The organism is Arthrobacter subterraneus (genome assembly GCF_900099735.1).
Taxonomy (GTDB): Bacteria; Actinomycetota; Actinomycetes; order Actinomycetales; family Micrococcaceae; genus Arthrobacter_D; species Arthrobacter_D subterraneus.
Genome location: NZ_FNDT01000010.1, coordinates 1 through 21,923, shown reverse-complemented (window position 1 = coordinate 21,923; position 21,923 = coordinate 1). Strand labels below are relative to the sequence as shown.

Genomic DNA, 21,923 nt, shown 5'->3' with positions numbered 1-21,923 from the left:
GACCTGCAATCGAGGAGGACCTGCCTCGGCCTCCACTGTACGCCCGCGCGCCGACAGACGTAACCCCGCGCTATCTCATCCGCGGGGGTCCGACGCCGCGGGAAGGAAGCGATGCCGTGGGCCTGCTGGTGCGTGTGGCAGGGCGATGAGGTGGGTTCCTGAAACAGGTGCCTCTGCCTGTTGGAGGTGCAGGCCGATCATGTTGACGAGTGTCGCGGCGACGGCAGCGAGGTCCGCGGCCGAGCCGTGGAACGTGGGTACTGAGCATCCTCTGGTGGGGATCAGTTCGTCGCCTTCGGCTGCGTCCTCCCAGAGCGGGTGGTACAGCTCCAACTCACCATCGGCCACTACCGAGCGGCCTGCCTGGTCGTCAAGCTCAGACGGCGTACAGGCGGCACCGGGCGCGCAGATGTTGGCGATACCGAGCGATCCCGTCCTGGCGTCGGTGGCGATCTGGGCGATGAGGGCCTTGCGGGCTTCGCCGGCGAGGGTGTCAAGGTAGGTAGCGATGCTGTGACTGACGGTGGCGTCGATGATGAGGTCCGCGGCGAGAGAAACGGCTGGATCGGGGACGCTTCCTTCTGCGACGGTGACGGTCAGGTCGTCGCGGATCGCGCGGAGGCGTATGGCGAGGGCATCGGCCTTCGTCTGGCCGATGTCGGCTTCGGTGTAATTCTGTCGCACAAGCAGTCCGCCGGTGACGGTGCCGGGGTCGCAGACGGTGATGGCGCTGGCTCCGGCGCGTGCGATGAACTCGGCGAGCCATGAGCCCAGGCCACCGCAGCCCCAGATGTGAACAGTCTTTCCTTGAAAGCCGTTGACGGGACGGTTGTCGTCGCGCCGGGTCGTGACCTCTTGCCGTTCGTCGGACATGTTGCACCATTCGATCGGGATGTCGGCGTTGATGATCGCGGGATCGAGGTTGACCGCGGTGCCGTGCTTCTTGGCGAGGCGTCGCAAGGCGTCGGCGGTAGTTGCGGGAAGGCGTCCGCCGAGAAGATGGTGCGCTCCCCCTGCGGGGTGCGGCACAGCAAGCACGAAGTACTGCTCCGTACCGTCAGGGTTTCGTAGAGCACTGGCGAGCAGCGAGGTAAGGAACGCAGGCGACTGCGGCGAGACCTCTGGTGGTCGCCCTTCGGCGCGGTCAAGGTGCGGGTCGTCCAGGAGCGTCAGGAACAGCGCGAAGGTGGATGCCGCGCCGAATGGAAGGTCGCTCGCGAGGACAAAGACGGGTGTGCGGTGTCCGTCGCGGTCGGTCGAGTAGGTGAGGTCGTAGCGGTGCGGTGAGCGGGCGACGAGCCGAGCGATCTGCTGCCGCTTCGGCGGACCAGGTTCGCGGACGACGATGGTGGGTGTGTCGTCAGCGTGGTGGAGCACTCCTCCGACAGCGTGGTACATCGCGGTCGAGGGATCGAATGCTCCGCCGGCGGCATCGGTGAGCCAGTCCCACAGTCGGCTGAGAAATCCGGCCATCCCGGCGGACGGCCGCCACTCGCGGGAAGGGTCGAGATAGATGCAGAGCCGCTGCCCTTGGAGGACGTGCGGGAAACCGAGGAAGCGTGTGTGGTCAACCTCGGCGCTCGGGGGCGCAAACAGCGAGGGGCGAATCTTGACGATGAACTCCTCGTCTTCTCCAAGTTCCAGCCCGCCGGGGCGGTGAGGGATATCTGCGGTGTGGAGCCGGAGTCGGAGGATGGCGTCGCCGTCAGAGTCGAGCCGAGGCTGCTGGACTATCCGCACGTCGTGGGGGCGCTCCCTGGCGAGTGACCTCAACTCGTCAACGAGATGCTTCTGCCAGGCCGAAAGCGTGGCCCGGTTGCGTCGGCTCATCCCGCGCGGCCCGACCGCCCCACCGTGGAAGCGGCCGCGGGAGCTGCTGCCGGGAACTTCGCGCTGTTGGACGAGGTGGCCGGGGCCTTGAATCCGTCACCGAAAATGCCCTGCCAAAGCTCGATGCTGCGCTCCTTGTTCTCCTCTTCGTACGCTTCCTCGATTTCGGCGGCGTGGACATGGATGCGGTCTCGGAAGTAGCTGTAGGTCGACTGCTCCCACCGATGGTCGAAGGTGACCCCGGACCCGGACGGGTCTGGAATGGAGGGCTTGATCGGGCGCGCCTGGAGCCAGGCGTCGAGGTCCTTCACGAGGTGCAGGAGGGTGGTCGGGACGTCGCTGTAGTAGCCGGGGTCGAGCAGCGTGCGCAGCTCGGTGACCTGCTCGCCGAGCAGTGTCGTCAGGAGGATCGACCGTGTGCCGGTGAAGGAGTTCTTGTGGTCGCGCAGGTACTTCATCAGCCGGATGACCTTGCGGAGGTTGCCCTTCGCGAGCGTGTCCTTGTCCTTCATCCAGTCCGTGAAGCCCTGGGGGTCGGTCTGCTCCCAGTCGTTGTCGTCGCGGTTGACGATGACTTCGCGACCATCGGCGAGGTTGAGGTGCGGCACGATGTCGAGGTGCATGGAGTTCGCGTAGACGAGTCGGACGCAACGGCACTTGCGTGAGTGCGGCATGTTGCCGTAGGTGCTGTGACGGTGCAGGGCCGCGTAGACCTCCTCGATGTACTTCTTGGGATCGTCGGACCAGTCCGCGTTCTCGCTCATGTCGAGCATGAAGTCCGCGTCGAACTCGTTGCTGCCCACCGGGTTGATGATGGTCTTGTGCGCCCACGAGCCCTGGGGCGTCTTGCCGAGGATCAGGCGCCCGATCTGTTCGTCGGCCTTCAACGCCTGGTAGACCGCCTCGACGCGAGAGTCGAGCGAGTCGAGCTTCACCTGGCTGAGGTTGACGGTGTCCTTGAGCAGGACGTTGAAGTAGTCAGTGAGTTTCATCGGGAGACCTCCGTGGTCGACGTGCTGGTCGGGTCGCCGCGGTGTCGGTCTCCGATCAACGGTGTGTAGTCGGCCGCGCGATGATCTGCGAACCGCGCGGTGTAGACGGGGCTGAGCTCGCGGCTCACGGACGCGGCGAGGCCGACGACATCGCTCGGGTCTGCCGAGTCGAGTGCGTACAGTCCGCCCGGCACGAGAGCATCGAACCTCGTGAAAGCGGACTCGCCGATCAGATGCTCAGCGATGCCCTGTCCGCCACGGCTGCCGGCGGTGAGGATCAGTGGCGCGATCGGCTTCGCCCAGTTGAACAGCCCGCCGCGGTCGAGGCGCTTGGGGTGGTTTGTGAGCTGGTCGATGGTGCCGACGTTGAGCACCCTGATCGAGGCGAGCGGTACGTCGAGCATGCTCACGGCCTCGGCGATCGCGACGACAGAGGGGTTGTTCGCCCACACGCCGCCGTCGATGAGGCGGTGCCCATCGACACGCGCGGCAGGGAAGTAGAGCGGTGCCGCCGAGGTTGCCATCGCGATGTCCACCATCGGGATGCGCCAGTCTCGGACGAGCCGTGTGTGGTGCGGCGTCTTGAAGATGTGCACGGAGCCTCGTTGCACGTCCCAGGCCGGGATGATTAACCGCTTCGCGCTGTCTCCCAGCAGCCCTTCGCCAAGCACCTTCGTCAAGGCGGTACGCAGCGCATCGCCGTCGTAGATGGGTGCAGTGAGTTGCCGAGGTCGCCGCCACAGTCGCCGGCGCACGGCCGGGAAGACCGCCTCGACCAGTTCTTCGTAGTGCGCCACGATCTCGCTCGGGGTGAGACCGGCACCCAACCCGAGCGCGACGATCCCACCCGCCGACGTGCCGGCGATCAAGTCGAACGAGTCCCTGATGCTGACGCCGAGGTCCTGTTCCAGCCGCGCGAGCACGTGAGCGGTGAACAGTGCCTTGGCTCCCCCGCCATCAAGGGCGAGAATCTGGAAACGATCGGACGGCGGCCTGGTCGGCTCGTCTGTCGCCGACAAGTGGTCCTGGTGGCCGAGCACCTCGAGCGGCCCGGACGGCGTTTCGCCGCCGGTGCCCGTCGAATTTGCGCGAACTACACCCATGTAAGTATCCTACGCTGGGGCACCGACACTCCTTCGGGCTCGAAGATCGGGCTGCTTCGACGGAAACGGCATCGAACCGCAGAGGACGTTGTCATCCGCCCTTGGCGCGCTGAACCGTGTGCCCAGTCGGACACTAGAGATTCTTCTTCAGCCACTCGTTCACGTCCGAGGGAATACTGTGGGTGGCCCAGGATTGGCCGGTGACCGTCACGACGACGATGTCGTCGTTCGCGTCGACGTGCTTCTTGGCTCCGTCTCGAAGCTGCGCCGCTGTCAGGGATGTCTTCACGAAGAAGCTGCTCTTGAGGGGTTTCGCCCAGCTCTGGTGCGACTTCAAGTAGTCGATGAGCTTGGTGTAGTCCTGTCCCGCCTTGTTGAGGTCGTAGTTGACCCAGTGAACTGCCATGCCGTCCTCCTGCTGTACTCGAATCGGTTCTGTACGGCACGCCCGCTGCCGCAGTGTTGGGCCAGCGACACCACGGCGCCGCCGGCCACGAAGTCACTTCTCGTTGCGGACGCCCTTGTGCTGCTTGGGGCTGCCGTTGAGGATGCGACCGGTACCGGCGTCGCGCTTGAACCACGTCGTGCCACGCTTGAACTCGCTGCGACTCTTCACGGCACCGACGCGGTGTCCTCGTCCGGTGTTCTTAGCCATCTCCTTCACCTCCATTCCGACAGCCCAGGTCCGAGTCAGCGGGGGCTCTCACTGGGTAGTCGAGATAGGGCCGTGCGGAGTTAGCGTCAGGAGCGACAGTCCACGCAGAGGCCGTCGACGACGAGATGTGGTTGGAACTGGAGAAAGCACTCAGTGCAGACCACTTCACGCTTGGCGTCTCGCTCGCAGCGGCAATCGCCGCAACGAGGGCAGAACGGCTGGCCACAGTTCGAGCACGGGTACCCTCGCCGCTCGAACGTCGTCCCACAACATGAGCCAGTGAGCAGCGGACGGCTGTCGAAGTCGCGCTGGATGGGCGCATGGAACTGCTCAACATTCCAGAGGTCTAGGTCGCAGAACACGACGATGGCGCGCTTGTCGTCGCTGACGGCGTCGACGTAGAAGTCTGCTTGGGTACCCCAAGGGGTCCGCCAGGCTAGGCGTCGAGCAGTCGATGCTCCTGGTGTCAGGTTGAGCAGCGGGTGGCCTTCGGTGAGCTTCTGGTCTCGCCAAGGGAAGACGGTGGGCCAGCCTTGCTCGGGGTCGGGCTTGACGCTGGCGTGCGTGACGGTGCCGGTGTAGCGGTCGATGATGGCGATCGCCCCCAGGCCGGGCAGGTGCTTGGCGAGAGCGATCGCGCACACTGGTCGGCTTGCCTGAGTAGCGTTATAGAGGTCGATCAGGTGCTGTGCTCTGATCGGGCCGCTAGCAATGACCGCTGTTGCCGCGGACTCGGGTAGAAGCAAGCGTTGAGCGATCTGGTCGCAGACCGTTTCGAGAAGGCGACCAGGCTCGTCCTGGTCGGCGATCCAGTCATAGATGTCTGGAGCCCTCTCGGCGAGCCAGTGCCCGAGTTCGTGGGCGAGTGTGAAGTTCTCGCGCCGACTCCACGGCGTGGGTGCGTAAAGGATCACCCCGTCTTGGAGGAACGACACGCCATCACATGCGCCACCGTCGTCACGGGAACTGGCAAGGTGTTCGACAGCGCTGACGGTCAGGTCGAGGTCGGTGCGGAGGACGCTAGTCGGGTTCCCTGCGAAGCGGGCTCGCACATCATCCGTCAGCAGGGACAGTGCCTGATCAACACAACCTTCCAGGTTCATACGCCTCTTACCCTCGGTCGGCTTGTTCGACAGAGGCAACAAGGGCGTCGAGCGAACGCAACAGTTGCTCTGTGTCGGGGTGCTCCCCGCGGTGCACGGTCGCAAGCATCCGGCTTTCGAGCGTCGCCGTAGCCACGGCGCGTGACACTCGGCGGGCCTGCGACCAGCGGTCAACGAGTTGTGCGAACAGAGGATGCGCGCGTACCGCGCCTACATGATCGGGCAGAGAAGACACCGATGGGGCCGAGATCAGGTCGTCTACCGGTGCTCCGAAGATTTCAGCGATTGCCTGAACCACGGCGGGAGATACATCCGTCGCTGTACGAGTCTCCCACCTGAACACGTCGCTCTTGTCGAACTCCCACCCCCGCTCACGCAGGCGTGCGGCAACGTCGCTCACGCTCAGTCGCGCACGCTTTCTTACGCGAGACAATGCAGCGGAGTCGAGACGACATTCGCTGTCAGGGAGCAGGCCGAGCATTGCTGCCACGGGGTCGTCTTCGAGCGCGGGCGCACCTTGGGCCGCAAGCCAGAGTGCGTCCGCAGTCTCAACGATGCCAGCGAGTTCTGTGCGCTCTCGATCGGTCAACTCAGCGTCACGCAGGATCAGTTCGCGCTCTTGCGGTCGTTCGAGCAGCTCGGCGACAAGCCTGTCGCGTTCATCGTTATTCATTGATCCCTTCCTCCCTTCTGCGCATTTCCTCTCGAAGGAGTGCTAGTGATCGTGTCGTCATCTGGCTCACACGTGCCGGAGTCACGCTCAGTTCCATAGCCACTTCGGATCGCGGCCGTCCCAACGCCGTGGTCTCCCACACCGCCTTTCGATGGCGTTCGTCCAGTACCGAGAGACAGTCCCACGCGTGGCCAGCCCTTTCCTGTTGGTCAATGGCGTCAGCTACGTCTTCCCCGAGGTCGGAATCGTCGGCGCGATCATGGCTGGCCTCGACGAACTCGGGTCCGGCGTGCCGTACCTCGGCTGATCGGATTCGATCCAGTGCCTTTCGCTTCGCCGCGGTGACTAGGAATGCTTCCCAGTTCCGCACATTCTCCGGTGGCGAAGCCATGATTGAGACGATCGCGTCGTGCACCGCGTCGTCCGCCTCAGACGCACGACCGGCCTCGCGCAGCACTGAGGCCGCAACCTTGTGCATAGCGTCTCGATGACGGAGGTAGAGAGCACCGAGATCTGGCGGCATGTAGCTCATCGCTGCCGCCTCGGCCACTCGTCCCAGCGCCGGCACCATCGAGGCTGTCTCATCATCGGCCCCGTCCTCCTCACCTCGTAGTCGAGATAGCACCTGGCGCAGTTAGGCCACTCTGATGGGGACCGGGCTGCCCACTGACGATTGTCTCGCTTGGAGTCGAGTATGTGGCGTATCCACACGTGTCGGAGCGTGCCTGCGGCTCGGGTAGGGGTCGCATTACAGGCTCCGGGTGGGGGCAGCTTGCTCGACCGGTCGTCGCTCTGCGTCTCTCGGGCGCTGCCGAGCGATGTCACGTGCCCGTATGAGCGCACTTCTGGCGCGGGCGGCGTCGATCTTCTGCGCCGCGTTCTCCGGTGCCGAGCCGAGGGGTGTGTCGTCGGTTATGCCGTACCGGTCGCGGTAGGCGGCGACGGTGCGGGCGTGGCGTCGCCACGCCGCCGTCTTGCGCGGGTCGCGCGGCGGGTCACCGAGTGGCCGCGTCCAGGCTTCTCCGGCGTCGCGTGCGGTGTCGAGCACAGCGTCGGCGCGGGTCTCGATCAGCTCCCGCCGTTCATCGAGGGCCTGCCGCATATCGTCGGTCATCGGGCCGTCCGCGGACGGGATCAGTCCGGCGATCAGCCGTGGCGCCTTGCGGGTGCGACCCGAGCCCGCTGGGCGTGCGGTGGCACGAGCCACCCGGTAGTGCAGGACGAAGGCGATGTCGTCGGCATCGGTGAACCCGCGTGCGGCCACCAATCGCGGGAACAAGGTGTCGAGGTCGTGGTGGTTGGCCTCGGCGCGGCGCAGCTCGGCGGTGAGTGCTCCGAACGCCTCGGACTCGATCGCGGTGTCGGCTTGCTCGGCGGTGAGGCCGGAAGCACGGATGAGAGTGGCCCAGCGGTCGTGTTGGGCTGCGGCAGCGATGGTCTCGTACTCGGCGGCAAGCTGAGCGATCGACCCCCACTGCTCGTGTTCGGCGGTGATGGTCTCGTGCGCGGACAGCTCGGCACCGACGTGCTGGAGCACACCGAACAGCACCGACAGGCCGGTGGCGTCGGGGGTGTCGCCGGGATGCGGGTGGGCGTGCTCGTCGGGCCGGTCGAGGATCACGTAGGCGCGGTTGGAGTGCTTGCCGCGGGTCATCGCGACGTAGAAGTTCTCCCGCGTGGTCGTCGGCTCCACCAGCACATGCGCGGTGTCAACGGTGACGCCTTGCGCCCTGTGCGCCGTGACCGCGTAACCCAGATCTGCGTGATCGGCCACATAGGAGGCGGGGAGGACGATGGAGCCGCCGAACCGGCGGCCGGTCTTGCGGATCGTAACCGAGCCGTCGTCGCGAACGTCCTTGATGGTCCAGGTGTCGCCGTTACGGACCCAGTCCTTGCCGTTGCGCAGGCGCCGGTCGTTGCGGCGGGTGATGATCGTGTCCCCGACCCCAGCAGTGACGCCGTCTGTGAGTTCTACCTCCCGGCCTGGTGTCAGGGTGCCGTCGAGGATCAGATCAGCACGGGCGCGCTGGTTCAGAGTGGTCACGTCGTTGCGGGTCTCAGCGACCAGCACCGACACCAAGCCTTGGTTCCGGTCGGTGCGCCAGGCGGCGTAGGCGGCGTCGGTCATCGCCTCGGCGTCGCCGTCGCGGATGCGGTCGTGGTCGAGGTAGGTGTCGACCACCTCGGTGCGACCGTGCCGCAACGCGAGCGAGGCGGTCTTCTCCCAGGCGTTGGTGAAGCGGTGGACGTCGACCAGCTCGGGCGCATCGTCCCGGTCACTCACGAGCAGGTTGAACGCGCCGCCGGCGTCCACGGATTGGAGTTGGGCGAAGTCACCTACCAGCAGCACCTTCGCCCCCGCCCGATCGGCCAGGTGGGTGATGCGGTCCAGGGACAGGGTTCCGGCCAGGGAGGCTTCGTCGATGATGACGAGCTGACCGGCCTCGAAGGTCGTACCGTGGACGAGGTAGTTCTGCCACCACTTGGCGGTGTTCTCGGTTTGGATGCCCAGGTCGTCGGCGAGGACCTGCGCGGCCACTGCGGACGGTGCTAGGCCGACCACCGAGCCCTTGCCGTGATCGGTCTCCCACGCCCGGCGCAGGGCATTCATCGCGGTGGTCTTACCCGCACCTGCCGGGCCGACCAGCACATCAAGAACGCGGCCGGAGACCGCGATCTTCATGAGCGCGTCGGCCTGATCCTCGCCGAGCATCCGCCCCTCACGATCAGGCTTCGTGGTGACCTTCTCGACCGTCGCCAGCGGGACGGTCGGTCCGGTCGTGGTGCGGGAGCGGTCGAGCAGACGGTCCTCAGCCTCCAGCAGCAGCTCGGAGGAGAACACGGTCGAGTGCTTCGGGCGGAACACGCTCGTGCCATCCACCCTCCGGAACGCGGCCGGGCTCGTGGCGAGGTCGGGCGGCGTCAGCCGCAGCGAGGCTTGCTCGGCGGCGTCGGCGATCATCGCGACGACCGCTTCGCGGTCTCGCATGGTGGCGAAGCGCCAGCCCATCGTCTGCCGGGACGCCTCTGCCATCAGGTTCCACCGCCGCCACGTGGACCGCTTCTCACCCACCACCCCGACCACCGACTCGCCGAGTTCGCCGATCGCATCCAGGGGCACGTCATCGGCTCGCAGCAGCAGCGGCTTGTCGTTGTCGGTCGCGTCACGTGCCCATTTGGTGGCGTCGTGGCCGAGCACTCCGGTGGCGCGGGTGCGCCAGTCGGCAGTGAGGTCGGCCAGCGACCGCACTTCCTTCTCCGGGCGTGTGGCGAGGGTGGCTTGGGCGCGGAGCTTGATGATCGTGGCTGTGGAGGGTTGGCGGCCGTTCTTGGCGACGTACTCGGCGATGAGTCTGTTCTTCTCGGCGTCGATGTGCCGAGCACGGGTGGAGAACTCGGCTACCAGCTCCTCCGGGACGGTGCTGATCGCCCATGCCGGGTTGCGGTCACGGCCCATGTCGCGGGCTTCCCACTCGACGCCGAAGGTGCGGGTCATGTGGTCGGCGAACACTGCCTCGTGCAGCTCCGACAGGGCGACCACGGCGGCGTGCATCGGCCGGCCATCCAGACTGCGCCATTTGCCGTCGAAGGCGGTCTGGACCTTGTTGCTGATGACGACGTGGGTGTGCAGATGGGGGTCGCCGGCGCGGGAGTCGAAGTGATCGAACGCCGTGGCGACCAGGCCGGTGACATCGACCTGTGCAACGGCTCCGTCACCGGCGGTTGCGCCAGAGCGGGTGGCTGCAACCTCGCGCTCCATGAACGCGACCACCTCCGCAACCGCCGCATGATGCGCCTGACCGATGAGCGCCTGCGTCCCTGCGTCGGCGACCGCCCACAACGCCGACGCGGACTTCGGGACCGAGAAAGTGAAGTCGAACCCCGCCACCGCCCGCCGCCTGCCGCGCTCGGCCTCCTCAGCCTCGATCCGAGCGACCGCCTCACCCTTCGCGCCCGGACTCAGGTCCGGGTCAAGGTCAGCGATCCGAGCCTCGATCCGCTCCGGCACCGACTTGTAGGCCGGGAACGCGCGACCGAGCGGGTCGCCGGTGATCGGATCACGGCCCATGCCCATCAAGAGCTGGAGCTGAGCCTCCGACACCCGATCACCCACCGCGAGCTCCCCCCTGCCGAGCGAGACGACGCCGGACCCCAGCCATCGGCCCGGTGGTGTTCCCGCCTCCGCGTAGTACCTCGTCAGCGGCGTCGAGAGGGCGCGGTCGCCGTCTGCGGCCGCGATCGTGCGCAGCAGGTACTTATAGCCATCACCCGCCGACATCACGCGCATCGAGACCGTCACCACGCCACCGCCTTTCGACGGTCAGGTGAGCGGGCGTTGACCGCGCGAACGCGCTGTCAACTTTGGTTGACGAACCTTGATCTGCAAGACGCGTGTGACCTCGAACAGGGCGCGAGCAGAGACCGGAGGCAGTGGCGCGACTCGCGGAGTCGATCAGGGCTCGGTGAGCGGCGGGTGTGTCGGAGCCGTGCACCTGACAGGTGACCAGCTCGGCATCAGCTCCGTGACGAGGCGATGCCGGAGACGACCGTCACCGGAGCAGACTTCATGCACGACCTTGACGCCAGCGGCGAACCACGACTCAGGATCGGGTCGCTGTTCAGCGGGTACGGTGGCCTCGACCTTGCCGTCGAGCACGTCTTCAACGCCAGGACCGTGTGGTTCTCAGAACTCAACGAGCCCGTCGCCCGCGTCTTCGCGCGACACTGGCCCGAGGCTCCGAACCTCGGCGACATCACGACCATCGACTGGAGTCACGTCGAACCCGTGGACATCCTCATTGGCGGGTTCCCGTGCCAAGACGTATCCGGCTCTTCGGACATTCGGTGGGGGTCATGGGGTGAGGGCATGTACCTGATGCCCGAGCCGACAGCCAACCGGACAGCTGTGTTGGTCTAACGCGGTGCCGTGCGATCGGTTCAATGCGAGTGCCCGCGCCTCCACAACAGTGGGCGGCGGCTTCAACTCAGAAGCGCGACCCCGAGCCCAGTCGCAGGCCCGCGCCATTGCGATGGGTGCGGCTCGTCAGTTGGCGCCGGGGAGTCCTCGGGCTAGCGGGGACTGCAGCGGTGTGAGATGCGGGATCGGGATCGGCTTCGAACGCGTCGAGGCGACCTTCCCGCTCCGCTGCGCCATGGCAGTCAGTCGAACGTCTTCGCGCGTCGCGTGATGGCTGGCTCGCAGACCCGGCCGCATCCAGATCGCCTCGTACCCGCCGCTCGCCGCGCGCTCCACGTAGGCGATCAAGCGCTCGGCGCTTGCTTCGTCGATGCCGGCGTCGCACAGCCGCCAGGCGCCCTGGCCGAGCGGCTCGAACACCAGCCTTTGTTGATCTGCGGTGATCATCAGTACCTCCAGATCAACAATGCGCTGACAGCCGTCGTCTGCATCCCCCCTTGACAACGACCCTGGCTAACGCACGTCCGGGCGCGCGACGAGGGAAGCCTGCACGTCGAATACGACGACGACGGTGCTCCGGAGCACGAGTACGCCGTACATGAGGTGACGCTAGTCCCGGTCCTTCTGCAGTGCTCCGTATATGAGTTGGTTCTCGACGGCGCATCCGATGAGCTCGCCGGACTCCCGAACGTTGAAGAGCGGGTCGGCGATTCGATCTACACCGACGCAGAGGACTACTACGTGACGGGACTGTGGGGCGACGATTGACTCGTGCGAGCGCGCGGTAGAAGCTTGGTCGGTCGTACGCGGCGCCAGCTTCGGCCAGCCATGGGAAGTCAACGAGTAGGGGCACGCTTGACGACGCCCGGAAGATCGCCCGCGACCTCCCGCTTGCGTTCGTCGCCCGCAAGGGGATCGGTGCAAGACGTCGCTGCTTTGGGTGGCTTGGTCAGTTCAGCCGTAGGGACGGTGCCTCACTTGAGTCCTGATCGCACGAAGGCGTCGACGACGTATCGCTGGAGGAACACGTAGATGAGCAGCACGGGCACGCAGGCGAGCCCGGCGGCGGCCATCGTCGCGCCCCAGTTGTTTCCCTCGGCGCTCAAGAAGCTGCGCACGCCGACCTGGATGAGTGCATCGCCCTGGCGCATGATGAGCGTCGGCCAGAGGTATTCGTTCCACGCCGAGATGAACGCCATGATCCCGAGCGCGGCGAGCGCCGGCTTCATGTTGGGCACGACGACGGTCCAGAGCGTGGCCCAGCTCGAGCGCCCGTCGAGGTGTGCGGCTTCGATCAGCTCGCGGGGGAAGGCGCGCATGTGCTGCACCATGAGCAGCACGGCGAAGGCTCCGGCGAGCTGGGGGATCACGACGCCCCCGACGGTGCCGAGCAGGCCCATCTGCGACACGAGCACATAGTTGGGGATCATCGTGACCTGGAACGGCACGAGCCACGACCCGATGAAGAGGAACATGAGCAGCTTGCGCCCGCGGAAGTCCCACATGGCGAACCCGTAGGCGGCGAGCACGGCGATGAGCAGCTGCGCCACGGCGAGCATGATCGACATCGCGAAGGTGTTCCACAGCATGTTGCCGATGGGGATGGTGTTCCACACGTAGGCGAAGTTCTCGAGGCTGAGCGGCCAGGGCAGCAGCGTCTGGTCGAGCGCGTTCTCGGGGGCGCGGAAGGCGGTGGCGAACATCCAGTACACGGGGAAGACACTGAACAGCGCGAGCATGATCAGCACGACGTGGCCGGCGATGGTGCCGAGGCGGGTGCGGGATGCCACGGCGACATCTTCCGCCGAAGCGGAAGCCGCCCGCACGCGAGCGCCCTTGTGCAGCACGGTGTCGGCGGCGAGCGCCGGCCCGGTGACGGTGACGAATGACATGGGTGGTCCTAGTTGTCGTAGAAGCTGAGCCGCTCCTGCAGCTCGAGGAAGATGAGTGCGATCACGCCGAACCCGACGAAGAAGATCACCCCGGCCGCCGACGAGATGCCCACGTCGAAGTTCTGGAACCCGAACTGGTACAGCAGGTAGTAGATGTTCGTGGTTGAGTTGGTGGGCCCGCCCTGGGTGAGCAGGTCGATGATCGGGTAGGTCCACTGCGCGGCGAGGAGGATCGTCATGAGCGACAGGAAGACCAGGGTCGGTGAGAGCAGCGGCAAGGTGATGCGTCCGAAGATGCGGCCGGCGCCGGCACCGTCGAGTGCGGCGGCTTGACCGTATTCGGGGCTGATGCCGGCGAAGCCGGCGGCGATCACGAGCACGCCGAAGCCCAGCATCTGCCACCCGACGATGACGATGACGGCCCAGATGGCGAGGTCGGGGTCGCGGAAGACGTTCGGCATGTCGACGCCGAAGTGCGCGAGCACGGTGGCGAATGCCCCCTGCTCGGCGAACAGCCACCGCCACACGGCGCTGGTGGCGACGGGGGTGATGAGGAACGGCACGAAGATCAGCGCCTGATAGAAGGTGCGCATTCGCCCCCGCACCTGCCGTGACATGACGGCGATCGCGATCGGCAGCACGAGCGAGAAGACGAAGAACGCGGCGATGTAGACGACGGTGTTCAGCAGCGCGGTGTGCAGCTCGGGCAGCGCCAGCACCTCGGCGTAGTTCGACCCGCCGACGAACGTCTTGGGGCTTGTGGGCAGCAGGTTCCAGTCGTAGAACGACAGGCCGAACGTCTGGGCGAGGGGACTGTAGGTCCAGAGGATGAGGAACGCGGTGCCCGGCAGCACATACAGGTAGGGCAGCAGGCTCTGGGGCCGAAAGCGCGAGCGGCGCACGACGGGCGCGGATGCCTCGGCCGGAGCCGCGCCCGCTCCCTCGGCCGGCGCAGCGGCGGCCGAGGGAGCGGAGACGGTGACGAACATGGGCTGACTACTCTCCCGCCGACGCGTTGACGGCGGCGAGCTGCTCGTCGGGGGTCATGTTCATGAACGCCTCGAGCATCTCGGGAGTCATCTCGTAGACGGTCGGGAACTGCCCGATCGGCACGACGGAGTGCAGCACCCGGTCGCCGTAGACGTGCACGAGGTTGTAGGACTGGCCGCCGTCCTGGCCGCGGGCACCGGGGTAGGCGACGGCGAGGTCCTGCGTGTAGCAGGTCGCCGACGCGACCGACACGGGCACGCCCGCGAACGTGCTGGTGGTCGAGTAGTGCAGGTGACCGCCCAGGATGCCGCGCACGTCGGTGCCCCGGATGACCTCGGCGAGGCGCTCCTGGTCGCGCAGCTCGAACAGGGCGCCGAGCCCGAGCGGGCTCGGCACGGGCGGGTGGTGCAGCGCGATGAGGGTGCCGTCGGGCGCGGGGACTTCGAGCTCGCGGCGCAGCCACGCCAACTGCTCGTCGCTGATCTCGCCGTGGTGCTGCCCGGGCACCGTCGAGTCGAGCGCGATGATGCGCAGACCGTTGACGTCGTAGACGCGGTCGACGGGCTCGGACTGGTCGGCCTCCTCGTCGAGCAGGCCGCGGCGGAACGCGACGCGCTCGTCGTGATTGCCCATCACCCAGATCACCTGGGCACCGAGCTTCTCGGCGGCGGGCTCGACGATGGCCCGCAGGCGCTCGTAGGCGTCGGGGCGGCCGGTGTCGGCGAGGTCGCCGGTGAACACGATCGCTTCGGGGCGGGCGTTGGCCTTGGTGAAGCCGTCGAACAGCTCTGCGAGGTTCTTGTCACTGTCGATGCGCTCGTACAGCAGGTCGCCGTCGCCCACGAAGTGGGTGTCAGAGACATGCAGGATGAAGTGCTCGGGAGCGGGATGCTGGCTCGCGATGTGCGACATGGTGTGTGTTCCTTCCGATCAGACCGCGGTGGCGGCGGGGTCGATGATCACGGCGGTGAGACGCTCGAGCTCGGTGGGGGTGAGTCCGTGGGCGAGGAGGTAGGCGCTGATCGACCCGTGCTCGCGGTCGATGCGCTCGAGCAGCGCCTCGAGCACCTCGGCGGGGCTCTCGGTGATGAGTTCGACCATTCCCGCGGTCAGTTCGATGCCGCGCTGTTCGAAGACGGCGGTCATCGCGTCTGACCACTCGCCGCGCAGGTTCTCGGCGGTGGCGGCGTAGTCGGCCACGACGTCGTCGCGGTCGACCCCGGCGGCGGCGAGCGCGAAGGCCACGACGAGACCGGTGCGGTCTTTGCCGGCGGTGCAGTGCACGAGCACCGCGTCGTCGTCGTCAGCCGCGATGATCACCCGGATCGCGTCGACCAGCTGCGCCCCGCGCTCGTCGACGATGTGGTCGTAGACGGGCACGAGTCCGACGTGCGTGGTGGCCTGCGCGGCCGGGTCGGCGTCGTCGAACACGGGCAGGTGGTGCACGGTGACCTCGAGCCCGTCGACCGCGCTCGGCGCTGTGGCGCGCTCGTCGCCGCCGCGCAGGTCGATGATGTGGGCGACGCCGATCTCGGCCAGCCGGTCGCGACCGGTCGCGTCGATGCGGTGCAGAGCATCTGACCGCAGCAGCTTGCCCCACCGGCTGGTGCCGCCGGCTGCACGGTAGCCGCCGGTGTCGCGCAGGTTGTAGAGGCCGGCCACGGCGTGGCGACGCTCACGAGGCGCCGCGGTCGCGGCATCCGGCGACGAAGCGGCCGCGGCATCCGTCGCCGAAGGCGTCAGGTCGAGGTCGATGGTCATTCGATCAGCCCCTGCGCGCGCTCGGCGGCCTCGGTCATAGTGGCGGCCGGGTCGGCGCCGTTGAAGACCGCGTCTTCGATGGCGGTGGCGAGCACCTGGTCGACCTGGGCGTAGCTGTCGCCGGGGTACGACACCCACGGCTCGAGCGCGTCGAGCTGCTCGAGGTTGGGCTTCACGAGCGGGTTGGCTTCGACCCAGTCATAGAGCGGTCCGCCCTCGTCGGCCATGCTGCTGCGCAGCGGTAGGTACCCGATCTGGGTCGAGATGATCTCGTAGGCGCGGGGGCTGGTCATGAACTGCATGAGCTCCCACGCGGCGGCCTGCTTGGCGGGGTCGGTGGCGAACATCGCGAGGAACGAGCCCGAGTTGGTGGGCACGACCGCCTGGTCTCCGAACGCGGGCAGGGTGTGAGCGTCGAGGGTCCAGCCACCGGCCTCGGCGCCCATCATGAACGCGCCCTGCACGCCCGAGCTGTTGACGTGGATCGCGGTCTTCCCCTGCGCGAACGCCTCGTACTGGCTGGTGAAGTCCTCGTTGGTGAGCACGCCGTCCTCGTACATCTCGGTGAAGGTCGCGACCGTATCGATCGCGGCGTCCGAGCCGAACTCGATCGTCGTGCGGTCATCGCTCAGCACCTGGGCGCCGTTCGAGAGGAAGAGGCCCTGCATGCACCAGCTGCCGCCGGTGATCACGCACGACACGCTCATCGAGGGGGCACCGGTGGACTCGGTGATCTGCGCGGCGGCGTCGGCGACAGCATCCCACGTCGACAGATCGACGGTCTCGGGGTCGAGGCCTGCGGCGGTGAACTGGTCTTCGTTGATCCACAGGATGGGAGTCGAGAAGACGTAGGGCAGGCCGTAGGTGGCGTCGTCCCAGTCGGCGAGCACGGCGGCGCGCTCGTGGTAGGGGTAGTCGCCCCCGAACTGATCGGCGAGGCCCTCGTCGCCCACGAGGGTGCTGAGGTTCTGCGCGCCGAGGGTGGTGGCGGCGAAGTCGAGCTCGTTGAAGGTCAGCTGCGCGATGTCGGGCGCTTGCCCGGCGAGCAGCTGCTGCTGCACGCTCGCGGCGGTGCTGGTCAACGGGCTGGGCTGGCCGACGACGGTAATGTTCGGGTTCTCGTCCATGAACTCGTCCAGCAGCTGGTTGATGGCATCCGAAAAGGTGCCGACGTTCGCGAGGTTGTACGACTCGAAGACGATCTCGACCTGCTGGTCGTCGGTCAGCTCGGTGAGCGAGCCGGATGCCGCGGGCGCGCTGCCTGCGACAGAGCCGGCGCATCCGGCGAGGGCGGCGGCGCCGACGATCGCCGCGGTGGCGAAGACGGCGCGACGGGCACGGGTGTTCATGATTTCTCCTGGGTAGGGGTGAGGGGCAGAACGAAGGGAGGGAAGGCGGCTCAGGCGGTGACGAGCTCGTGCGCGGCCGGGTCGGCCACGGGTGCATCGGCGACCCACTCGAGCCGGCGGCCCGAGGCCCGGTCGAACAGGTGCACGTTCTCGGGCGCGGCGGTGAGCACGATGTCGTCGCCGGGGGTGGCGATGACCTCGCGCGAGGTGCGCACGTAGACCTCGCGCCCGGCGACGAGGCACGTGACGATCTGCTCACCGCCGAGGTTCTCGACCAGGTCGATGCGGCCGGCGATGCGCACGCCCCGGGTGTCGGATGCCGCGTGCGCAGACGCGATCGTGAGCTTCTCGGGCCGCACGCCGAGCACGACATCGAGGTCGGGCACGTCTCCCGGCCACAGGCCGCCGGCGATGCCGTCGGCGGTGACGGCGATGCTGCCGTCGATCGTGACGATGCGGGCGTCGACGAGGTTCATGGCCGGGCTGCCGAGGAAGCCGGCGACGAACACCGACTCGGGCCGGTCGTACACCTGCTCGGGGGTGCCGTACTGCTCGATGCGGCCGGCGTTGAGCACCACGATTTTCGTCGCCATGGTCATGGCTTCGACCTGGTCGTGGGTGACGTAGACGAACGTGGCGCCGAGGCGCCGGTGCAGGGCGGTGAGCTCGTGGCGGGTCTGGGTGCGCAGCTTCGCGTCGAGGTTCGACAGCGGCTCGTCCATCAGGAACGCCTTGGGGTTGCGCACGAGGGCGCGGCCGACGGCGACGCGCTGGCGCTGCCCGCCCGAGAGCTCTTTGGGCTTGCGGTCGAGCAGGTGGCCGATCTCGAGGCTGTCGGCGACCTCCTGCACGCGGGTCGCGATCTCGGCGGCGCCGAGGCGCTGCGTCTTGAGCGGGAACGCGAGGTTCTTGCGCACGCTCAGGTGCGGGTAGAGCGCGTAGCTCTGGAAGACCATCGCGAGGTCGCGCTTCTTCGACGGGAGGTCGGTGATGTCGTCGCCGTCGAGGTGGATGCGGCCGGCCGTGGGCTCGAGCAGGCCGGCGATCATGCGCAGCAGGGTGGTCTTGCCGCAGCCCGAGGGGCCGAGCAAGACGACGAACCCGCCGTCTTCGATGATCAGGTCGATATCACTGACGGCGGCGGTGCTCTTGAAGGAGCGACCGACACCAGAGAGCTGGATCGTTCCCATGAGTCGCCTTCTGCAAGCGACCTGACGAACCGGGGCCTTCCCGCGAAATCCGCTTGCAGAGCTATTGCAATCGAGGAAAGTGAATTTCCTGCAAACGGAGTGTTAACGCCCATCGCCGTGGTCGATAACGTCTGGCACGTCGGATGCCTCGGCGTCGGAGCCGTCGTCGGCGACGATGTCGAGCACCTCTTCGCGCACCGCGAGGCGCGCGCGGTCGGCGGCGTCGCTCATGCGGTCGGCGACGGCGATCTGCAGGGCGTTGAGCACGAGCAGCTGTACGAGCCCGCTGCCGAGAATGCCTTGATCCCACGCCTGGAAGCGCGCACCGGCGACGAGCAGGTGGTCGGCGCGGGTGGTGAGCGGGGTACGGGCGAAGCTCGTGACCCCGATCACGGTGGCGCCGGCGTCGACGGCGGCGTCCGCAACCGCGAGGGTCACCGAGTTGGCGCCACTCGAGCTGACGATGAGGCACACATCACCGGGGGCGAGCACGCGGGCGGTGAGGTGGGCGACCACGCCGTCAGCGGGCGCTTCGCAGGGCCGGCCGTTGACGGCGAACGCGACGGCCGACGCCTGGGCGGCGGCGTGCGAGGCGCCGGTGCCCGAGATCAGCAGGCGCGGCGCGCGGGCGATGGCGTCGGCAGCGGCGTCGAACGCGACCGGGTCGATCGAGGCGAGCGCGGTCTGCAGCATCCCACCCGCCCCTCGGCCAGCCACCGCAGAAAGCCCTCGGTGCCGGCGGGTGCGTCGGGCGCGGCGGTGGCGTCGGCGGCGAGGTCACGCACGAGCAGCATGCGCAGGTGCTGAAAGCTGCGCAGCCCCAGCGCCTGGGCGGTGCGGCTGACGGTGGCCGGCGACGTGTTGGCGGCTTCGGCGAGGTCGGCGCCCGACATGTCGACCACGTCGTGGGGTCGCTCGGCGCAGATGCGGGCGACGCGCTGCGCGCTCGGTACGAGCGACGGCAGGATCGAGAGGATGTGGTCGATGGTTCCGCCGAGCGGCGGCTCGTTGAGGGGCGAGTTCATGTAGCCGGTGATCACCTTTCGGGTTCGCCGCACATCGTATGGGCGCAATGCGACCACGACCCCAACCATAGGTGAACGCAGCGTTCATCGCCTCCGCTATCCGCGAAAGGCAATTTCATGACCTCCCTGCGTCCGCTCGAGCTCCCGAACAGTGCCATGCCCGCAAGGAAGTCGGCCAAGGGTGACTCGACCGAAGACGCCCACCTCGAGCGCCGCGATGGCGCCTACGATGACCGTCCGTGCGAGCCAGAGCCACGTGATCTGTCGATCCCGGCGGTCAAGCGCTCGAACGTTCCGCACGTCGATGTTCCGCTGGCGGGGGCGCCGGGGCAGCAGACACCGGTAACCAACGACGCGAAGAAGCCTGCCACGACGATGACGCCCGCAGCGCGGAACCAGAGGGCGGGGGCGACGCGCGAAACTGATCCTGCTCATGGCCCGATCAGACCGATGGCCACTCAGACGTGAAAGGGGAGACATCGCGCCCGGGCCGAACCGTCGCACGCTGACGTCCCCTCACCGCGCAGTGCCCGCAAGGGGATGGTAGATGGGCGAGCAGTTCTGGGACTCTGGTCGACGATTCTTCAGCTCGCCTGTGGAAGTCCCTGGGACAACGCCTGTCGGATTCTCCAAACAGGAAAACCGCTGAGCTGCGCAATCAAGTCCACATCGAACTCGTGCTCGAAGTAGGCCACCCGCACCGCCCGGATGCGCGACGGATTGTCACCGAAAGCCAGTGTGAACTCGGTGGCGTAGCGCTCCCAGACGCTGAACTCATACCCCGGTGCCGTCACGATGCATTCACCTCATCCCGGGTGCAACTCTCAGGAGTGGTCGCGGTGCTAATGCGATGCTACGACACCCGTGTTAACGCCAGGACACAAGGAGATTCCGGGAAAGCTCGCTACGCACGGTGTGCACCGATACGGGGATGGCCCGCCCGGGGTGCATGGTTCACACCGGGGTGACCAAGGGAATTGGGGGCTCTTCGGACATGCGGTGGGGGTGAGGCTCGCCGGGTGATGGTCGGCGGGTAGGGGTCGAGGTCCCCGAGGATCAGTAGCGCCAACTGCTGATCCATCACGAGGACCTCGACGTGCTTCACCCTACTTCGGGGTGCGCTGACGCGCGCTCTGCCGCTGATCCGTGTTACCGCTGCGATCTGCTGGTCGGTCTCGACGGCGTCCATGTCGAGCACGTTGACCGCCGCGACGGGCTGCTGATCGTCACCGTTTCGACACCGGCGGCGCCGACCGGGTGCCCGTTGTGCGGGGTCGTGGCGATCGGTCGAGGGCGCCGCCGTCGAGTGTTGCATGACGTGCCGGGCGTGACGCGGGTGCGGATCGTCTGGCGGCAACGGGTCTGGCGATGCGGCGACGTGGGCTGTGCCAAGAAGACGTTCGTGGAGCAGCTTCCCTCGCTGGTCGCTCGGCGCGGGTCGCTCACAAGGCGAGCCGTCGACTGGGCGATCGGGCAGCTGCGCCGCGAGCACGCCACGATCGAAGGACTACGTCGTCAGCTCGGGACATCGTGGAAGACGGTGTGGCGGGCTGTTGAGCCTGAACTGGTGCGGTTGGCAGCCGACGAGTCCCGGTTCGAGAACGTGACCACGCTCGGCGTCGACGAGCACATCTGGCATCACGTCGACCACCGCAAGCGGGGCCCGAAGGAACTGACCGGCATGGTCGACCTCAGCCGCGACAGCACCGGGAAGACGCGGGCCAGGCTGCTCGACCTCGTGCCGGGCAGATCGGGGAAGGCATACGCGTCCTGGCTCAGCGAGCGGGGCGAAGCGTTCCGAAAGAACGTGAAGGTGGCGGCGCTGGACCCGTTCGCGGGCTACAAGACTGCGATCGATGACACGCTCGAAGACGCGGTCGCTGTGCTGGACGCGTTCCATGTCGTCAAGCTCGGCACCGCCGCCGTCGACGAGGTCCGCCGCCGCGTCCAGCAAGACACCCTCGGGCATCGCGGTCGGAAGGGCGACCCGCTCTACGGGATTCAGACCATCCTCCGTGCCGGGGCCGAGAACCTCACCGACAAGCAGCGGATCCGGCTGACCGCGGCAATCGAGGCCGATCCTGCGCACGACGAGGTGTTCGTCGCGTGGCAGTGCGCACAGCAGCTGCGCTCTGCCTACCACGCGAAGGACCTGACCGAGGGGCGGCGGATCGCCGAGAGGGTGGTCGACACGTTCCACACCTGCCCGATCCCCGAGATCGCCCGCCTCGGCCGCACCCTCCGCCGCTGGCGTTCAGCGTTCCTGGCGTACTTCACCACGAGCCGCGCGAACAACGGCGGCACCGAGGCGATCAACGGGATCATCGAGCTCCACCGCCGCCTCGCCCGCGGCTATCGCAACCGCGAGAACTACCGCCTCCGCATGCTCCTCACCGCCGGCGGACTCACCCCATGACCCCCCCACCGGATGTCCGAAGAGCC

General features: G+C 67.3%; 23 protein-coding genes. 4 read left to right on the top strand and 19 right to left on the bottom strand.

The features are described from left to right. Window positions 1–75: 75 nt before the first annotated feature. From BLS52_RS11505 to mobF, 9 genes are all read right to left on the bottom strand, one after another. Window positions 76–1,830: a ThiF family adenylyltransferase gene (locus BLS52_RS11505; protein WP_090586862.1), complete on the bottom strand. Its 1,755-nt coding sequence runs from the start codon at window positions 1,828–1,830 to the stop codon at window positions 76–78. Then, window positions 1,827–2,822: an SMODS domain-containing nucleotidyltransferase gene (locus tag BLS52_RS11500; protein ID WP_090586860.1), complete on the bottom strand. Its 996-nt coding sequence runs from the start codon at window positions 2,820–2,822 to the stop codon at window positions 1,827–1,829. Before BLS52_RS11500 ends, BLS52_RS11505 begins: the two co-directional genes overlap by 4 nt. Next, window positions 2,819–3,925 carry a CBASS cGAMP-activated phospholipase gene (locus tag BLS52_RS11495; RefSeq protein ID WP_090586858.1) on the bottom strand — a complete coding sequence of 369 codons (1,107 nt, stop codon included), beginning with the start codon at window positions 3,923–3,925 and terminating at the stop codon, window positions 2,819–2,821. Before BLS52_RS11495 ends, BLS52_RS11500 begins: the two co-directional genes overlap by 4 nt. Window positions 3,926–4,058: 133 nt before the next feature. Further along, the gene (locus tag BLS52_RS11490; RefSeq protein WP_090586856.1) at window positions 4,059–4,331 is read right to left on the bottom strand and encodes a hypothetical protein; all 273 of its coding nucleotides are present in this window, start codon (window positions 4,329–4,331) and stop codon (window positions 4,059–4,061) included. Window positions 4,332–4,424: 93 nt separating this feature from the next. After that, the gene (locus BLS52_RS18530) at window positions 4,425–4,580 is read right to left on the bottom strand and encodes a hypothetical protein (RefSeq protein ID WP_162841963.1); all 156 of its coding nucleotides are present in this window, start codon (window positions 4,578–4,580) and stop codon (window positions 4,425–4,427) included. An 86-nt stretch (window positions 4,581–4,666) separates the two neighbouring features. Then, on the bottom strand, window positions 4,667–5,683 hold the full coding sequence (locus BLS52_RS11485) for an FYVE zinc finger domain-containing protein (protein WP_076700531.1): 1,017 nt from the start codon (window positions 5,681–5,683) through the stop codon (window positions 4,667–4,669). Between the two features lie 7 nt (window positions 5,684–5,690). Next, entirely contained in the window at window positions 5,691–6,356 is a 666-nt protein-coding gene (locus tag BLS52_RS11480) for a helix-turn-helix domain-containing protein (protein WP_090586855.1), read from the bottom strand. Further along, window positions 6,349–6,834, bottom strand: a complete 486-nt coding sequence (locus BLS52_RS11475; protein WP_245702841.1) for a sigma-70 family RNA polymerase sigma factor — start codon at window positions 6,832–6,834, stop codon at window positions 6,349–6,351. The genes BLS52_RS11480 and BLS52_RS11475 overlap by 8 nt, the downstream gene beginning before the upstream one ends. A gap of 270 nt (window positions 6,835–7,104) precedes the next feature. After that, a complete protein-coding gene (gene mobF, locus BLS52_RS11470) occupies window positions 7,105–10,644 on the bottom strand; it encodes a MobF family relaxase (RefSeq protein ID WP_090586999.1) in 3,540 nt (1,179 codons plus the stop codon). A gap of 246 nt (window positions 10,645–10,890) precedes the next feature. Here mobF and BLS52_RS11465 point away from each other — a divergent pair, with 246 nt between their 5' ends. Next, the gene (locus BLS52_RS11465) at window positions 10,891–11,274 is read left to right on the top strand and encodes a DNA cytosine methyltransferase (protein WP_245702829.1); all 384 of its coding nucleotides are present in this window, start codon (window positions 10,891–10,893) and stop codon (window positions 11,272–11,274) included. A 126-nt stretch (window positions 11,275–11,400) separates the two neighbouring features. Here BLS52_RS11465 and BLS52_RS11460 read toward each other — a convergent pair whose 3' ends face one another. Further along, window positions 11,401–11,721, bottom strand: coding sequence for a hypothetical protein (locus tag BLS52_RS11460; RefSeq protein ID WP_090586853.1), 321 nt, complete (start codon window positions 11,719–11,721; stop codon window positions 11,401–11,403). Window positions 11,722–11,877: 156 nt separating this feature from the next. Here BLS52_RS11460 and BLS52_RS18525 point away from each other — a divergent pair, with 156 nt between their 5' ends. Continuing rightward, window positions 11,878–12,042 (top strand): hypothetical protein, encoded by a 165-nt coding sequence (locus BLS52_RS18525; RefSeq protein ID WP_175460154.1) that lies wholly within the window; start codon window positions 11,878–11,880, stop codon window positions 12,040–12,042. Between the two features lie 206 nt (window positions 12,043–12,248). On the opposite strand, the gene BLS52_RS11455 is transcribed toward BLS52_RS18525, so the two are convergent. The 8 genes from BLS52_RS11455 to BLS52_RS11420 all read right to left on the bottom strand — a co-directional run bounded on the left by BLS52_RS11455 (window position 12,249) and on the right by BLS52_RS11420 (window position 19,538). Further along, a complete protein-coding gene (locus BLS52_RS11455; RefSeq protein WP_090586852.1) occupies window positions 12,249–13,166 on the bottom strand; it encodes a carbohydrate ABC transporter permease in 918 nt (305 codons plus the stop codon). An 8-nt stretch (window positions 13,167–13,174) separates the two neighbouring features. Next, window positions 13,175–14,155: a carbohydrate ABC transporter permease gene (locus BLS52_RS11450; protein ID WP_062637302.1), complete on the bottom strand. Its 981-nt coding sequence runs from the start codon at window positions 14,153–14,155 to the stop codon at window positions 13,175–13,177. Between the two features lie 7 nt (window positions 14,156–14,162). Then, the gene (locus BLS52_RS11445; protein WP_090586849.1) at window positions 14,163–15,068 is read right to left on the bottom strand and encodes a phosphodiesterase; all 906 of its coding nucleotides are present in this window, start codon (window positions 15,066–15,068) and stop codon (window positions 14,163–14,165) included. A gap of 18 nt (window positions 15,069–15,086) precedes the next feature. Continuing rightward, the gene (locus BLS52_RS11440) at window positions 15,087–15,917 is read right to left on the bottom strand and encodes a tyrosine-protein phosphatase (protein ID WP_005052798.1); all 831 of its coding nucleotides are present in this window, start codon (window positions 15,915–15,917) and stop codon (window positions 15,087–15,089) included. Next, a complete protein-coding gene (locus BLS52_RS11435; RefSeq protein ID WP_090586847.1) occupies window positions 15,914–17,266 on the bottom strand; it encodes an extracellular solute-binding protein in 1,353 nt (450 codons plus the stop codon). Before BLS52_RS11435 ends, BLS52_RS11440 begins: the two co-directional genes overlap by 4 nt. Window positions 17,267–17,316: 50 nt before the next feature. After that, window positions 17,317–18,456, bottom strand: a complete 1,140-nt coding sequence (locus BLS52_RS11430) for an ABC transporter ATP-binding protein (protein WP_062637296.1) — start codon at window positions 18,454–18,456, stop codon at window positions 17,317–17,319. 102 nt (window positions 18,457–18,558) lie between these two features. After that, window positions 18,559–19,149: an SIS domain-containing protein gene (locus BLS52_RS11425; RefSeq protein WP_005052796.1), complete on the bottom strand. Its 591-nt coding sequence runs from the start codon at window positions 19,147–19,149 to the stop codon at window positions 18,559–18,561. Further along, entirely contained in the window at window positions 19,065–19,538 is a 474-nt protein-coding gene (locus tag BLS52_RS11420; protein WP_164743636.1) for a MurR/RpiR family transcriptional regulator, read from the bottom strand. Before BLS52_RS11420 ends, BLS52_RS11425 begins: the two co-directional genes overlap by 85 nt. A gap of 60 nt (window positions 19,539–19,598) precedes the next feature. Here BLS52_RS11420 and BLS52_RS11415 point away from each other — a divergent pair, with 60 nt between their 5' ends. Further along, window positions 19,599–19,949 carry a hypothetical protein gene (locus tag BLS52_RS11415; protein WP_005052795.1) on the top strand — a complete coding sequence of 117 codons (351 nt, stop codon included), beginning with the start codon at window positions 19,599–19,601 and terminating at the stop codon, window positions 19,947–19,949. 116 nt (window positions 19,950–20,065) lie between these two features. On the opposite strand, the gene BLS52_RS11410 is transcribed toward BLS52_RS11415, so the two are convergent. Next, window positions 20,066–20,275, bottom strand: coding sequence for a hypothetical protein (locus BLS52_RS11410; protein WP_045245741.1), 210 nt, complete (start codon window positions 20,273–20,275; stop codon window positions 20,066–20,068). A gap of 302 nt (window positions 20,276–20,577) precedes the next feature. Here BLS52_RS11410 and BLS52_RS11405 point away from each other — a divergent pair, with 302 nt between their 5' ends. After that, window positions 20,578–21,897, top strand: a complete 1,320-nt coding sequence (locus BLS52_RS11405; protein ID WP_231729493.1) for an ISL3 family transposase — start codon at window positions 20,578–20,580, stop codon at window positions 21,895–21,897. Window positions 21,898–21,923: the final 26 nt, after the last annotated feature.